General features: G+C 72.2%; 11 protein-coding genes. 3 read left to right on the top strand and 8 right to left on the bottom strand.

Translation table 11 applies throughout. The annotated features are described in order from the left end of the window. Positions 1-99: 99 nt before the first annotated feature. Positions 100-852: a GntR family transcriptional regulator gene (locus ABT034_RS20635; RefSeq protein WP_351217160.1), complete on the bottom strand. Its 753-nt coding sequence runs from the start codon at positions 850-852 to the stop codon at positions 100-102. Between the two features lie 270 nt (positions 853-1,122). Between ABT034_RS20635 and ABT034_RS20640 the strand changes: the two genes are divergently transcribed. Beyond that, positions 1,123-2,454 (top strand): glycoside hydrolase family 18 protein, encoded by a 1,332-nt coding sequence (locus ABT034_RS20640; RefSeq protein ID WP_351217162.1) that lies wholly within the window; start codon positions 1,123-1,125, stop codon positions 2,452-2,454. Positions 2,455-2,654: 200 nt separating this feature from the next. Here the strand turns inward: ABT034_RS20640 and ABT034_RS20645 are convergent, their stop codons facing one another. Beyond that, a complete protein-coding gene (locus tag ABT034_RS20645) occupies positions 2,655-3,746 on the bottom strand; it encodes a DUF4190 domain-containing protein (protein ID WP_351217164.1) in 1,092 nt (363 codons plus the stop codon). Positions 3,747-4,044: 298 nt separating this feature from the next. Continuing rightward, a complete protein-coding gene (locus tag ABT034_RS20650; protein ID WP_351217166.1) occupies positions 4,045-5,619 on the bottom strand; it encodes a S8 family peptidase in 1,575 nt (524 codons plus the stop codon). A gap of 179 nt (positions 5,620-5,798) precedes the next feature. Here ABT034_RS20650 and ABT034_RS20655 point away from each other — a divergent pair, with 179 nt between their 5' ends. Then, on the top strand, positions 5,799-6,944 hold the full coding sequence (locus ABT034_RS20655) for a threonine synthase (RefSeq protein WP_351217168.1): 1,146 nt from the start codon (positions 5,799-5,801) through the stop codon (positions 6,942-6,944). A 36-nt stretch (positions 6,945-6,980) separates the two neighbouring features. Here ABT034_RS20655 and ABT034_RS20660 read toward each other — a convergent pair whose 3' ends face one another. Further along, positions 6,981-7,715, bottom strand: a complete 735-nt coding sequence (locus tag ABT034_RS20660; protein WP_351217170.1) for a DUF4232 domain-containing protein — start codon at positions 7,713-7,715, stop codon at positions 6,981-6,983. Positions 7,716-7,808: 93 nt separating this feature from the next. Next, complete coding sequence (locus ABT034_RS20665) at positions 7,809-10,454, bottom strand: AfsR/SARP family transcriptional regulator (RefSeq protein ID WP_351217172.1); 2,646 nt, start codon at positions 10,452-10,454, stop codon at positions 7,809-7,811. Positions 10,455-10,762: 308 nt separating this feature from the next. Between ABT034_RS20665 and ABT034_RS20670 the strand changes: the two genes are divergently transcribed. Then, complete coding sequence (locus ABT034_RS20670; protein ID WP_351217174.1) at positions 10,763-11,473, top strand: response regulator transcription factor; 711 nt, start codon at positions 10,763-10,765, stop codon at positions 11,471-11,473. 82 nt (positions 11,474-11,555) lie between these two features. Here the strand turns inward: ABT034_RS20670 and rfbH are convergent, their stop codons facing one another. Genes rfbH through ABT034_RS20685 form a run of 3 tightly spaced genes read right to left on the bottom strand, consistent with a single transcriptional unit; the run spans position 11,556 to position 15,155 of the window. Continuing rightward, positions 11,556-12,860: a lipopolysaccharide biosynthesis protein RfbH gene (gene rfbH, locus ABT034_RS20675; RefSeq protein WP_351217176.1), complete on the bottom strand. Its 1,305-nt coding sequence runs from the start codon at positions 12,858-12,860 to the stop codon at positions 11,556-11,558. Continuing rightward, on the bottom strand, positions 12,857-13,894 hold the full coding sequence (locus ABT034_RS20680) for an NAD-dependent epimerase/dehydratase family protein (RefSeq protein WP_351217178.1): 1,038 nt from the start codon (positions 13,892-13,894) through the stop codon (positions 12,857-12,859). The genes rfbH and ABT034_RS20680 overlap by 4 nt, the downstream gene beginning before the upstream one ends. A gap of 22 nt (positions 13,895-13,916) precedes the next feature. Beyond that, positions 13,917-15,155, bottom strand: coding sequence for an acyltransferase family protein (locus ABT034_RS20685; RefSeq protein ID WP_351217180.1), 1,239 nt, complete (start codon positions 15,153-15,155; stop codon positions 13,917-13,919). Between the last annotated feature and the right edge of the window lie 118 nt (positions 15,156-15,273).

Consider the following 15,273-nt stretch of genomic DNA (forward strand, 5'->3'; position numbering starts at 1 on the left):
CGGGCACAGGCACGGGCGCGGCTGCCGCGTGGGCTGGGGAGGTGGCGGCCCGTCAGTTGGTGGCAGTCGGCCGCCGAACGGGTGGCTGGCGCCGGGCGTTCAGCGGACCGGCAGGTGGTACGAGAGGCGGTAGCGGTCGGCGGGGACGACGACGTCCGCGGTCTCGACGGCCCGCCCCGAGGCGTAGTACGTCCGCTCCACGACCATCACCACGTGGCCGGGCACCCCGCCGAGCGCCAGGAGTTCCTCGGCGAGGCCCGGCCGGGCCCCGACCTCCTCCACCACGTTGTCCACGACCACCTCGATGGCCGCCATCCGCTCGACGACTCCGCAGCCGCCCAGCGGGCCCTCCTCGGGCAGCATCACCGGCGTCCGGCCGGTGACGGCGAGCGGCTCCCAGGAGGTGGCGACCATCATGGGCTCACCGCCGTCCCGGTACACGTACCGCGTGCGCATCACGCGCTCCCCCGGCTCGATCCCGAGCCGCTCGGCCACCTCGGCGCTCGCCGGTTCCTGCTCGCTCCCGGACTCCCAGGTGCCCCGGGCGCCCTCGGCCGCCTGCTCCTGGCGGAAGGGGCTCGCGCCGGACGCGGGGCGGTAGCCGGAGCGGGCGATCGGGCGCGGCACCGGACGCTCCCGTACATACGTGCCCGAGCCCGAGCGGCCCTCCACGAGCCCCTCGGCCATGAGTACCTTGCGGGCCTCCAGCGCGACGGTGTCCGACACCCCGTACTCCTCGCGGATGCGTGCCTGCGAGGGGAGACGGGTATGCGGCGGAAGCGAGCCGTTGGCGATCTTCTCCCTCAGATCGCTCGCCACGCGCAGATAGGCGGGCTGCTCACCGAACGTCACTGGGACACTCCCCTCAGGTTGACTGACAGCTACAGCCTGACAACCGACGGTCGCCATCCGCAAGCATGGGCCAAAGTTTCACTCGAAGTGATGACAGACCCTCGGCAAACCTTGCTACCGGCGGTCACCTCGACGAGATGGCGTCGAACCCCTTGACCCGCATTGGTCCAGACCAATACGTTCCTGCCTGCACGCCCTGCACGCCCCGCACGCTCCCCACCGCACGCTCCCTCCCGCACGCGCCATCCCGCCTCGCACAGGAACGAGCCCATGCGTCCCAGAGCCATGACCAAGCTGACCTTCGGTGCGGCCGCCGCGGCCACTCTCGGCCTCCTCGCCACCCTGGCCCCCACCGCCGGCGCGCACCAGCCCTCCGGGCACAAGCCCGAGCTGAAGCGCATCGGCTACTTCACCCAATGGGGCATCTACGGACGGAACTTCCAGGTCAAGGACCTGGAGACGAGCGGCACGGCCGCCAAGCTCAGCCACGTCAACTACGCCTTCGGTGTGATCGGCCCGGACGGCAAGTGCCTCATGGGCAACGCCCCCGGCTCCGACCCCTGGGCCGACTACGTACGCCCCGTCGACGCCGCGACCTCCGTGGACGGGGTCGGCGACACCGCCGACCAGCGGCTGGCCGGGAACTTCAACGAACTGCGCGAGCTCAAGGCGAAGAACCCCGGCCTCAAGGTCATGATCTCGCTGGGCGGCTGGAGCGGTTCCGCGCACTTCTCCGACGCGGTGCGCACGGAGGCCGGCCGCAAGGCGCTCGTCGCCTCCTGCGTCGACACGTACATCAAGGGCGACCTCCCCGTCGACGGCGCCCGGGGCGGCGCCGGAGCGGCCGCCGGAGTCTTCGACGGCGTCGACCTGGACTGGGAGTGGCCGGGTTCGGAGGGCGCCCCCGGGAACGTCATCCGCCCCGAGGACAAGCCCAACTTCACCAAGCTGGTGAGGGAGTTCCGCACCCAGCTCGACGCGTACGGGCGCTCGCTGCCGAAGCGCAAGCACTTCGAACTCAGCGCGTACGTGCCCACCGCGCCCGCCAAGATCGACGCGGGCTTCGAAGTCCCCAAGATCATGCGGGACTTCGACTTCGTGAACCTCCAGGGTTACGACTTCCACGTCTCCGGCGAGAAGACCACCGCACAGCAGTCCGCGCTCTTCGCCAAGAACGACTTCAGCGTCGACCAGACCGTCAGGGACTGGCTGCGGCGCGGGGCGCCCGCCCACAAGCTCGTGGTGGGCATGCCGTTCTACGGCCAGGGCTGGACCGGTGTCACCGGTGGCGGCGACGGCCTCGGGCAGCCCGCGGCCGGTCCCGCACCCGCGACCTGGGCGGCCGGCTCCGAGGACTACAAGCACCTGAAGAAGCTGGCGGAATCGGGGACGTACAAGCTGTACCGGGCACACGGGAACGGCCACGCCTGGCTCTTCGACGGCACCACCCTGTGGACCTACGACGACCCGACCGTGCTGCGCACCAAGGCCTCCTACGTCCGGCACCGCGGACTCGGCGGCGCGATGGTCTGGTCGCTCGACGGGGACACCCCGGACGGTGAGCTGATCACCGCGATCGACCGGGGCCTGACCCGGCGCTGACGCCCCCGCCCCGGCCGCCCGCGCGGCGGCCGGGGCCCCTGAACCGCGGGCCGGGCACGCCGCGCGCGGTGCGCCGCCGGGAGCGGCGGTCGGTCACGGGCCGCCGCTCCCCCGGCCACCGCTCCGGTCCGCAGACGACGGGGCCGGGCCTCCCGAGGGAGCCCCGGCCCCGCTCGCGTACACACCCCGCAGCCCGCCCCTCAGGCCGAAGTCCCCTCGCCCTCCGGGAGGGTGTCCGTCAGGCCGAGTGCGGTTCGCGCGGCCGCGGTGTCGGGCAGCGCCTCCCAGGCCGTGTCGTACGCCTCCCAGTAGGCGTCCGCGTCGGCCGCCGTCGCCAGCTCGCGCCACAGCTTCGAGGCCGCGCCGAGCTCCGTGCGGAGCTTCTCGACCGGGGCCTTGGGCAGGCCGCTCCAGGAGTGGTCCCCGAGGTCCGCCCGCGCCTCGTCGATCGCCGCGAGCATCTCCCCCGACCACGCCTTGTTGCCGGCGAAGTCCTCGTCCGGGTCGTCCTCCGGCTCCCGCTGGGTGACCGTCTCGATCGGGTTGACGGTCCTCAGGAAGTGCTCCTGGTCGAGGGTGAGAGTGGTCGCGTCGGAGCGCACCGAGCCGCTGAAGGGTTTCTTCTCGGTGGCGTACGCGCAGGTCACCGTCCGGTCGCCGAGGCGCCAGCTCTCCCTGCTCGGCAGGTAGAAGTAGAGCCCGAAGTGCTGCGGCACGGCCCAGGTGTCCAGGGCGTAGTCGGCGTTGATCGTCTCGCAGCGCTGCTCCGCGATCTTCTCGATCGCGTCCTCGCCGGGCCACTTGTCGATGCCGGTGAGTTTGAAACCGCCGGTGACCTCGCCGTCGTGCGGGCGCTCGCAGTCGACGATCGTGACCTCGTCGGCGTACTCCTCCTCCAGCTTGCCGTCGTCGCCGAAGCACTGCCCGGTCCGCAGCGAGAAGGGCGACTTCGAGCGGGAGGCCTCGTCCATGCCCTCCTCGAAGCCCTCCTTGAAGCTGCTCCAGGCCGAACCGACGCCTCCGGTGGCGAGGCCGATCACGAGCAGCAGACTGCTGACGGCGGAGAGCACGATGCCGGAGACCGCGAGGCCCTTGCCCGCCTGGTCCCGCTTCCTGATCTGCGGGAGGGCGACGAGGCCGAGGATCAGGCCGAGGGGCGGCAGGCAGCAGACGATGCCGGCGATGAGGGAGGCGACGGCGAATCCGTTGGTGGTGCGCCGGGGCGGCAGACCGTACGGGGCGGCTCCGGGCGCTCCGGGCCCCCCGGAGTAGGGGCCGGGCGCGTACGGCATCCCGGGGGAGGTGTACGGGCCCGGGGCGGGCCATCCCCCCTGCTGCGGGCCTCCCTGGGGTGAGGGGGGCGGCGGGGGCGGCTGGGTCGGCTCCACGGGTACGGGCTCCTGTTGCGGGCGGCGACGCGAACAAACGATCGGTCGCGCATCGTACGTGGAGGGGCGGCGGGCCGGACAGGCGGGGCCGACGGACGGAAGGGGCGGCCGCCCGTAGGCGACCGCCCCTCATCCGCGTCCCGCGAGGTTCAGCGGAGTTCAGCGGAGTTCAGACAGGTTCGGCGAGCTTCGAGCCAGGACCTCAGAACTGCAGGGCCCAGGTGTCGATCTTGCCGGTGTCGGCGTTCGCGTTGTCCGTGACCCGCAGCTTCCACGTGCCGTTGGCGACCTCCGAGGAGGCGTTCACCGTGTACGTGGTGTTGATGTTGTCCGCGCTGCCACCGGTACCGAAGGCCTTCAGGGTGTACGCCGAGCCGTCGGGGGCGATCAGCTGGACCTGGAGGTCACCGATGTAGGTGTGGACGATGTTCACCGGCACCTGGAGGGCGGAGGGGGCGTTGCCGGTGACGCCGCTGACGGTGACCGGGGACTCGACGGTCGCGTTGTCGGCGATGGCGTAGTCGGCGGTGTTCTCGAACTTCTTGCCGGGCGGCGGGGTGGTGCCGCCGTCACCGACGTACAGGAGGCGGTTCGGGGAGCCGGTGCCCGGGTTGGTCACCACGTTCGGCGTGGCGGCGTTCACCAGCGCGGTGCCCACCTGGGCGGGGGTGGCGGTCGGGTTGTTCCCGAGGTACAGCGCGGCCGCGCCGGCGACGTGCGGGGCCGCCATCGACGTGCCGGAGATCGAGTTGGTGGCGGTGTCGCCGGTGTTCCACGCCGAGGTGATGGACGAGCCCGGGGCGAAGATGTCCACGACGGCGCCGTAGTTCGAGAAGCTGGAGCGGGCGTCGGTGCTGGTCGTGGAGCCGACCGTGAGCGCCTCGGACACGCGGGCCGGGGAGTAGTTCGACGCGTTGGCGTTGCTGTTGCCGGCGGCGACGGCGTACGTGACACCGGACGCGATCGAGTTGCGGACGGCGGTGTCGAGGGTGGAGTCGACGCCTCCGCCGAGGCTCATGTTGGCGACGGCCGGCTTGACGGCGTTCCGGGTCACCCAGTCGATGCCGGCGACGACGCCGGCGGTGGTGCCGGAGCCGTTGTTGTCGAGCACGCGGACGCCGACGATCTTGGCCTTCTTGGCGACGCCGTGGGCGGTGCCCGCGACGGTGCCGGCGACGTGGGTGCCGTGGCCGTTGCCGTCCTGGGCGACGTTGTCGTTGTCGACGGCGTCGAAGCCGTTGAAGGCGCGGCCGCCGAAGTCGCTGTGGGAGATCCGTACACCGGTGTCGATGATGTACGCCGTGACGCCCTGGCCCGCGGTGTCCGGGTAGGTGTAGCTCTGGTTCAGCGGGAGGCCCCGCTGGTCGATCCGGTCCAGGCCCCAGGACGGCGGGGAGGGCTGGGTGCCGTTGATCTTGAAGACGCGGTTCTGCACGACGGACTTGACCGCGGGGTCGGCGGCGAGCTTCTTCGCCTGCGCCTCGGAGAGCTCGACGTTGTAGCCGTTGAGCGCCGCGGTGTACGTCTTCTTGATCTTCGCGCCGTACTCGGCGGCGACCGCGCGGCCCTCCGCGGTCTCGGCCTGGGCCGACTCCTCGAGGGTGACGATGTAGCTGCCCGCGATGGTGCCTTCGGCTCCTGCGTTCTCGATGACGCCCTCCGGGGCCGCCGGCGAGGCGACGGCGGGGAGGGTGGAGAGGGAGCCGAGGGCGACGGCGGCGACGGCTATGGCCGCGGCGGTGGCGACTCGGCGGCGTGAGTCACGCATCACTGACATGTGGGGGGTCCTCCTGATGTGGCGGTGCGCTGCAGTGGGGATACAGCAGGTGCATGACAAGACGACGTCAGCTTCGCGCCGTCTCGAACAAGCGGGGCTGCCGAGCGAAAGATTGGCGGATCCATAGGAATCGCACAAGAGCCGTGCAACCCCCGCAACAACCGCGCCACACAGCTGACATGCTGGTCGCCATGACCGCCTACGTGTGCCCCCGATGCCGGATCGAATCGCCTACGGACGCGCTCACCTGGTGTTGTCCGAAGTGCCGAGGGCCCTGGGACCTGGAATTCGCGAGTGCGCCGGTGTCCCTCCCGTCACTCGCGTCACGTGGAAATTCATTGTGGCGTTACGAGGAGGCGCTGCCGCCGATGCGGTACGCGCCGGAGGTGACGCTCGGGGAGGGGCGCACGCCGCTCGTACCCCTGCTGCAGGCCGAAGCGGGGGCGCCGGCGTCGGTCTCGGCCAAGCTCGACTTCCTCATGCCGACGCTGTCCTTCAAGGACCGGGGCGCGGTGATGCTCGCCGCGCACGCCCTCCACCTCACCGAGTTCGGCCTCTCCGACCGGGTCGTCGCCGACAGCAGCGGGAACGCGGGCACGGCCGTCGCCGCGTACGGGGCGCGGGCCGGGCTCGACTGCCTCGTGTACGTACCCCGGGGCACGTCCCCGAAGAAGCTGGAGCAGATCCGGGCGCACGGGGCCGAGGTCGTCGAGGTGGCGGGCGACCGCGAGGCGACGGCCCGCGCGGCGCGGGAGGCCGCGGACGAGCCCGGCACCTTCTACGCCTCGCACGTATACAACCCGTACTTCCTGCACGGCACCAAGACCTACGTGTACGAGCTCTGGGAGGAGCTCGGCGGCCGCCTCCCGGAGACGATCGTCGTCCCCGTCGGCAACGGCACCCTGCTCCTCGGCGCCGCCCTCGCCATCGAGGAGCTGCTCCACCACGGGCTCGTCGACACCCGCCCCGCGCTGGTCGCCGTCCAGGCGGAGGCCGTGTCCCCGCTGGCCGCGGCCTTCCACGCGGGCGCGGAGGAGCTCGGCGCGCCGATCCCCGGCCGCCCCACCCTCGCCGAGGGCATCGCGATCCCGGCCCCGCCCCGCGCCCGCCAGATCCTGCGCGCGGTACGGGCGACCGGCGGTACGTTCCTGACGGTGACCGAGGATCAGATCCGGGAGGCGCAGCGGGACCTGGCCCGGCGCGGGCTCTTCGTCGAGTCCACCGGCGTGGCCTGCTGGGCGGCGGTCCGGGCGGCCCCGCCCAGCCCCGGCCTCACGGTGGTGCCGCTGTGCGGGGCGGGGGCGAAGACGGGCCTTGCGGCCTGAACGCGGGGCGGGGCGGCCTGTCGTGGCCGGGCCGGCTCAGAAGTCGTCGGCGCCGTTGCGGAGCTCGTGCGTCCAGTAGCCCGTCTTCGCCGCGGCCTCGTTGACGGCCAGGCCGCCGGCGGGTGCCTTCACGACGATGCTGCCCTCGGCGGGGCCGTCGGCGGCGAAGAGGTTCACGTTGAACTCCTTGACGACCTTGTTGTCCTCGTCGACGCCGCCGAGCACGACCCGCACGTTCGCGTACGCGGGCGCGCCGGGCTTCAGGACGACCGGGGCGGCCGGCTTGCTCTTCGCGACGGCCGGGATGTCCTTGGCGGTCTGGACCGGGCCGAAGGCGAGGAGCGGGTACTCCAGGAGGGTGCAGGAGCGGCCGGAGACGTTGGTGGCGGTGAGGACGATGTGCTCGGTCGGGACCTCGTCCGCCTTGGCCGCGGTGACCTTGATGTCGCCGCGGGCGCAGGCGAGCGCCTCCGCGGAGGTCTTGCCCGAGCCGTCGCCGGTCGCCTTCCCGGACGTGGACGCGGACGTGCCGCTGCCGCCGGTGGTGGAGCCCGCGGTGGTGGCGCCGGTGGAGCCGCCGGTGGAGCCCGAACCGCCCTTCGCCGCCGTCTGGTCCGCGGTGCCGTTGCCGGCGGTACCGGCGGACTGCGACGAGGTCTGGCCGCCCATGTCCTTGGCTCCGGTGTCGCTGCCACCCCCGCACGCGGTCAGACCCAGCGAGAGGGCGGCGACGGCGGTGGCGGCCAGGACGGCGGACGTGTTGATGCGCATGGTGGTTCTCCCCGTGAAGTGCGGTCGGTCGCTGCACGTTCTCCGTGCTGCAACCAGACTCCCGCCCCGCGCTGTCGTCCCGCTTGCGTACCGCTAACGACCCGCTGACAGCCGCGAGAGACCCGCCGCCGCCCGGGCCGAACCCTCGGGGAAGCCGGCCGCCTCGGCGGCGACGATCGCACGTTCCAGCTGGTCGGCGGCCTCTTCGAGGCGGCCGATGCCGGCCAGTGCCTCGCCCCGGACGATCTGCAGCTGCGCCTGCACGACCACCGCGTCGGGTGCGACGAGTTCCCCGGCGCGAAGGGTGTGGGCGAGCGCCGCCTCGTAGTCCTCCGCCTTCAGGCAGTGCCCCGCCAGGTGCTGGAGGGTGAGCGCCTGGGTGGAGGGATGGTTCGTGAGGTCGGCGAGCGAGACGGCGTGCACCATGAGCAGTCCGGCGCGCTCGTGCTCCCCGGTGGCGTCGAGGACCGAGGCGTAGTTGATGTAGGCGATCGCCTCGCTGATCATGTCGCCCGCCCGGGCGGCCAGTCCCGGCGCCTTCTCCAGGTGGACGAGCGCCTCGGCGTTCCGGCCCTCCTCGTGGAGGATCCAGCCGAGCAGTGCCCGCGTCCGCGACTGCGCGTCGAGATCGCCCACGTACTCGGCGGAGGCGAGACCGGCCTCCAGGAGCGGCGTCCAGCCGTCCCCGATCCGCATGAGCATCAGCGGCCACTGCACCAGGGCGAGCCGCCAGGCCCGGTCGTGCAGGCCGAGGGCCGCCGCCGCGGCGACCGCGCCCTCCAGGGCGGAGCGTTCCGCGACGTACCAGTCGAGGGCCGCCGTCCGGTCCTCGAACTCCCGCGTCGCGGCGGGCCGCCGGGCGTCGGCGGGCAGCGAGTAGCAGGGCTGGGAGCCCGGCTCGGCGGCGGCGTCGGCCGCGAGCCCCGTGTACAGGTAGTGGTCGAGGAGGCGGGGCAGGCCCTCGGGGTCGGCCTGCGGGGCGAGGTGGCGGGCGTAGAGACGCACCAGGTCGTGCGGCGTCCAGCGGCCGGGGACGGACTCGGTGAGCAGATGGGCGGCAGCGAGCCGGTCCAGGTCGGCGGAGGCCGGCGCGGGAGACGTCCCGGCGAGCGCGGCCGCCGCGAACCGGTCCAGGTCGGAGCCGGTGTGCAGGCCGATCGCGCGGAACAGCCGGGTGGCGGACTCGGGCAGCTGCTGCACGGTGAGACGCAGCGCGGCGGAGACGCCCCGGTCCTCGACGTCGAGGAGCATCAACCTGCTCTGCTCGTCGGCGAGTTCGCCGACCATCGCGTCGAGCGTCCACTGCGGGCGCTCGGCCAGCCGGGCCGCCGTGACGCGCAGGGCGAGCGGCAGGCCGTCGCAGAGCCCGGCGAGCCGTGCGGCGGCGGCCGGTTCCGCGGCGACCCGCGTCTCACCGAGGACGGTGGTGAGCAGGGCCGCCGCGTCGGCCGGGGGAAGATGCCCGAGCGGTACGGGCAGGGCCGCGTCGGAGGCGATGAGGCCGCCGAGCCGGTCGCGGCTGGTGACGAGCGTCGCGCAGTGGTCGCCGCCCGGGAGCAGGGGCCTGACCTGCTCGGACGAGCGGGCGTTGTCGAGGACGACGAGCAGCCGGCGGGCGCCGGTGAGGTTGCGGAACAGCGCGCCGCGCGCCTCGACGGCCTCCGGGATCCGCTGCGGCGGCACGCCGAGCGCGAGCAGGAACTCGCGCAGGACGGCGGCGGTCTCGGGCGCCGGGGTGTCGCTGAAACCGCGCAGGTCGGCGAAGAGCCGCCCGTCGGGGAAGTCGGCGCGCCGCTCGTACGCCCAGTGCACGGCGAAGGCCGTCTTGCCGACGCCGGCCGGTCCGGTGACGAGACAGACGGGGCCCTCCCCGCGCAGTGCCACCCGGTCGAGCGCGGCAATTTCGGTCCCGCGCCCGGTGAATCCGCGCGGCGCCCGGGGCAGTCCCTCCGGCGCCGGGGCCGCGGTCGGGACGACGGGCCGGGGCGCGGAGACGGGCCCGGCGGAGCGCAGGAGGGTCGCGTACGCCTCGCTGAGCGTCTCGCCGGGGTCGACGCCGAGTTCCTCGGCGAGCAGCCGCCGGGTGCGGTGGTACCAGTCGATCGCGTCCGACTGGCGCCCGGAGCGGCCGAGGGCCAGCATCAGCGCGGCCGCGAGGGACTCCCGCAGCGGGTGCGCGACGGCCTCGGTGCGGAGGACGGCGGCGGCCCGGCCGTGCTCGCCGAGTTTCCCGTACGCCTCCGCCAGCGCCTCCACCGAGGAGAGCCTCAGCTCCTCGAGGCCGCCGGCCGCCGCTTCGAGGGGGCGGCTGTGCACGGTTCCGGTGAGGGCGGGACCCTGCCAGTACGCCAGTGCCTCGCGCAGCATCCGTACGGCGTCGGCGGGCTGCCGCTGGACGCCGGCGAGCCCCACGAGTTCCTCGAACCGGTGCGCGTCGACCAGCGATTCGGGCATGCGCAGCACGTACGCGGAGCCCTGGGTGGCCAGCTCGACCCCGTACGCCTCGGCGCCGTGTTCGGCGAGCAGCGCCCGCAGCCGCGAGACGTGTCCCTGGAGCACGGTCTTGGCGTGGGTGGGCGGCTCCTCCTCCCAGAGGGCGTCGATCAACTGCCCTACGTTCACCGCGCTGTTGGGCCGCAGCAGCAGTACGGCGAGCAGGCTGGACCGCTTGGCGGGCCCCAAGGCTACGTCCCCGTTCTCCGTCACGAGCGCGACGGAGCCGAGCAGCCGGAACTCCACCTGTGTACCTCCGCGATCCCTCTGCCGCATTACCCAGCGGTAGAGGATACGCGGGACGGAGGGGCCGCCTGTGACCACTCCTTCACGAAAACGTCTTCTTTTCGCCACCTCGCACGGCAGGGCCGTCCCTCTACAAATGGCCGGAAAGGATCGGTGGCGGAAATACACAGATTATCCTTGCCAGGCCTGAACCTGACGCGTGTAGACTGCTTTTCGAGTGAACAAGAGATACCGGTCGATCAATCTCGTTCACTCTTCGGACTTGCTCGAACTCCGTTTATCCGGATGAAAGTGGAGGCTGTCCCGGTATGACATACGCGCCCACGCGACCGACGGAGCGGACGGACCGCGAGGCCCTTCGCGTACTCGCCGCGGACAGCAGCACCCAGGACGCCGGCCTGCTCGTTCCGGAACTGCGTCGGCACGGGTTCAGGACGGAGCACGTCCGGACCGGCGCCGAGGCCCTCCGGCACTGCAGGAAAGCCGACCTGATCCTCGTCGACCTGGACCTTCCGGACCGGGACGGGGTGGAACTGTGCCGCAGCATCCGGGCCGTCTGCGATGTCGCGATCATCGTCGTCACCGCCCGCGACACGGAGCTCGACCGGGTTCTCAGCCTGCGCGCGGGGGCCGACGACTATGTCGTCAAGCCGTGCGGACTGGCCGAATTGATCGCCCGGATAGAAGCGGTGATGCGCCGGGTCCGGCTTCAGCCTTCCGTCCCCGACGACGTCATCTCGGTCGGCTCTCTGCGCATCGACCACCGGGCCCGGGAAATCCTTATGGACGGCCGTCGCATCGAGGTCACCCGTAAGGAATTCGATTTACTTTATCTGCTCGCCTCACGGCCGGGGAACGTCTTCTCGCGCAGACAGATCATGGCCCAGGTGTGGAGCGACCCCAGGTCGAAACCCGGCCGGACCATCGATACCCACATCAGCAGCCTGCGCGGCAAACTCGGCTGCAGCCAGTGGATCACCACGGTGCGCGGTGTGGGTTTCCGTCTCGGACTCGCCTGATTCGCCTTCGACTTCCGGGGCCGGCACGTAGACCCCGGGTCGCCGGGCGTCCTCTTCTCGTGCCGGCCCTCGGTCGGCCGGCTCAGCCGCGCGCGGCCACGAACTCCTTGACCGAGGAGATGACGTAGTCCAGCATCTCGTCGGTGAGCCCCGGGTAGACCCCGATCCAGAAGGTGTGCTCGGTGATGATGTCGCTGTTCGTCAGCTCGCCGACGACCCGGTGCGGCTGGTCGATGTAGGCCGGGTGCCGGGTCAGATTGCCCGCGAACAACCGGCGGGTGCCGATCTTCCGGTCCTCCAGGAAGGCCACGAGCTCGGCGCGGGTGTACGACGCCTCCGGGTCCACCGTGAGCACGAAGCCGAACCAGCTCGGGTCGGAGCGGGGGGTGGCCTCCGGGAGCAGCAGGCCGGGCACGCCGTCCAGACCGTCCCGCAGCCGCCGCCAGTTGCGCTTCCTGGCGTCGATGAAGTCGTCCAGCTTGGCCAGTTGGGTCAGCCCGAGGGCCGCCTGGATGTCGGTCGCCTTCAGGTTGTATCCGACGTGGCTGAAGATGTACTTGTGGTCGTACCCGGCGGGCAGGGTGCCCATCTGGTACTGGAAGCGCTTGAGGCACTTGTCGTTCTCGCCGGGCTCGCACCAGCAGTCCCGGCCCCAGTCCCGCAGCGACTCCACGATCCGGGCCAGGCCCAGGTTCGAGGTCAGGACGCAGCCGCCCTCGCCCATGGTGAGGTGGTGCGCCGGATAGAAGCTGACGGTGGTCATGTCACCGAAGGTGCCGGTGAGCTTCCCGTCGTACAGCGAACCCACGGCGTCGCAGTTGTCCTCGATCAGGAACAGGTCGTGTTCCTCGGCGAGTTGGGCGATCTCGGTGACGGGGAACGGGTTGCCGAGGGCGTGCGCGATGATGATGGCCCGGGTCTTCGGGCCGATCGCCGCCGCCACCCGGTCGGCCGTGGCGTTGCAGGTGGTGAGGTCCACGTCCACGAAGACCGGGACGAGACCGTTCTGCAGGATCGGGTTGACGGTGGTCGGGAAGCCCGCCGCGACGGTGATCACCTCGTCGCCCGGCCGCAGCCGCCGGTCCTCCAGGACGTGCGAGGTGAGCGCCGACACGGCGAGCAGGTTCGCCGACGAACCGGAGTTGGTGAGGTGGGCCTTGCGGCGCTTCATCCGCCGGGCGAACCCCGACTCGAACTTGCGGGAGCTGCGCCCGGCGGCGATGCGCATCTCGAGCGCGGCCTCCACCAGGGCCGTACGGTCCGACTCGTCGAGGACCGCGCCGGACGGCCAGATCTCCGTCGTACCGGGGACGAACTCCCGCTGCGGGGAGACCTCCTGGTGGTACTTGCGGACTTCCTCGAGTACCTGTTCCTTGCGGTCGCTCACGGTGATTCCTCTTCCATGTCAGCTGCGTAGGTCGTGGTGCCGGGCAGGGGGTGCCCCGGCGGAAGTACGGGCGCGAGCACCTCGCGCAGGGAGTCGTCGAGGGACCGGCGGGGGCGCCAGCCGAGGAGCCGCTCGGCGCGCCCGACGTCCAGCCGCTGCCAGGCGACGTCGGTGCGCGAGGGCGGTCCTTCGGCGTCCTCGACGACCGGGACCCCGACACCGCTGAGCGTCACCATCCGGTGGATCAGCTCCCCCATCGGTACCGCCTCGCCGCGGCCGATGTTGATCACGCGGCCGGTGACGGCGGCCGCCGGTGCCGTGGCGGCGGCGAGCACCGCGGCCACGGTGTCGCCGGCGTCCACCAGGTCGCGGGCCGCGCGCAGCGGCGGGAGCCGCAGCTCGGCGGGCTTCTCGCCGCGCTCGACGGCGCGGGCGGCCTCCCCGAGGTGGGCGGCGACCCGGCCGAAGAGGCTGCCCTCCGGCACCCCGGCGCCGATGACGTTGGCGAGCCGGAGCACCACGCCGTCGACGCCCCGGTCGGACGCGCCGCGCAGGACGGCCCGGGTGCCCTGGAGCTTGGTGCGTCCGTACGGGGTGACCGGGTCCGGCGGGTGGTCCTCGCCGGTGGCGGCGCCCAGCGCCCCGGCGCCGTACTCGTGGACGCTGCCGAGCTGGACGAGCCGTACCGGAGGGCCGGGCCGCCCGGCGAGCGCCGTGACGAGGCGCTCGACCAGGTCGGCGTTGCCCGCGGCCATCTGCTCCTCGTCCGCCCGCCAGGCCCGCCCGGCCGCGTTGACGACGACCTCGGCGCCGGTCGAGTCGAGGAGCCCGGCGATCTCCTCCGGGGCCGCCGCGAGCAGATCGAGGCGTACGGCCGTACGGCCCTGGGCGGAGCCGTATCCGCCTGTGCGGGACGCCGGGTGGACGTGTGCTCCCAGGGCCGTGAAGCCCTCGGTGAGGTGGCGGCCCAGGAATCCCGTGCCGCCGAGGACGACGACCGAGAGCCCGGCCGCCGGACGGGCGTCGGGCCTCATGCCGTGACCTCCCCGCGGGCCGTCATCGGTTCCCCTTGGCCGTGCTGAAGCGCCGGACGATCGGCATCTCCACGTACCGGTGCAGCAGCCAGGCCACGGCGAGGGAGACGAGCAGGGCCGTCGTGATGTAGGCGGCCACCATGGCCACGGAGCCGAACGGGCCGTGCATCACCTTGACGTTGAGGGTGTAGAGCACCAGGTGATGGCAGAGGTAGAAGGCGAACGACACGTTGCCGAGCAGCACCATCGTGCTCGACGACAGGAACGACGTCCGCCCCGCGATGTCCCGCTGCGCGGCGGCGACGATGAGCAGCACGCAGGAGATCAGCAGGGGCGCCCGCTGGCCGAACAACCACGGGCTCTGGGTCGCCCAGTAGTAGCAGGGCACGAACGAGACGAGCACCCACGGCAGGCTCACCCGGGGGAAGCGGCCGGAGGTCACCAGGAGCGCGGCGAACACCCCGGCGAAGAAGTCGCTGAGGCGGCCGAGCGGGAAGACATAGGCGAACCACGTCTGGAAGCCGGCCGCGTCGGGGGCGCCCACGAGCCCACCGGTCCCCGCCGGCAGGTTGACCGCGAGGACCGGGATGAGGAAGCCGGCGGCCACGCAGAGCGCGAGCCCCGTCCAGGCCGCGCGTCGGCCGAGGCCGCGGAACCTGCCGATGACGAGGGGGAAGACGAGGTAGAACACGGCTTCCACGGCGAGGGACCAGCCCGGCGTGAGGACACTGAAGTTGACCTCGGGGTTCGGTATCCACACCTGCGTGAAGCTCGCGTAGGCGAGCAGGTCCTGCCAGCGGACGCCCAGCTCCCACAGCAGCAGCGCCGCCGCGGCACCGGTCACGTAGTACAGGGGCACGATCTTGGTGAACCGGCGGCGGTAGAAGCTGCCGGTGCGGTCGGTGGACCGGGCGGACCAGGTGAGGACGAATCCGCTGAGGATGAAGAAGAAGCCCACGCCGGCGCTGCCCAGCTGGCCGGCCGCGGACATGAAGGCGGCGTTGGCCCCCGGGTCGGCGAACGTGGGGAAGATCAGGCTGGAGGAGCCGATGAGGAGGAAGGAGGAGTGGGTCACGAACACCGCGAGCGCCGCGAAGAAGCGAAGCCCGGTCAGCGAGTCGAGCCTGGGACGACCGACGGGAGCGGCCGGCGCCCCCTTCTGGGGCGCCCCCTCCTGGGGAGCCCCCTTCTGCGGGGCCACCGCCCGTCTGCGTCCGTCCGCCGCTCTGCCCGGCGAGGTCATCGTCGGTTCCTGGGTCATGAACTGTCCTCCAAGGAAGTGGGGTCCCGCGCGGCGGAGCACAGCAGAAAGGGGACGCCGAGAACGGCGTCCCCTTCCGAACGGTCCGGAGCTTCGCCCCGGGCGTCACCTGCGAGCT

The organism is Streptomyces sp. NPDC002773 (genome assembly GCF_040295605.1).
Classification (GTDB): domain Bacteria; phylum Actinomycetota; class Actinomycetes; order Streptomycetales; family Streptomycetaceae; genus Streptomyces.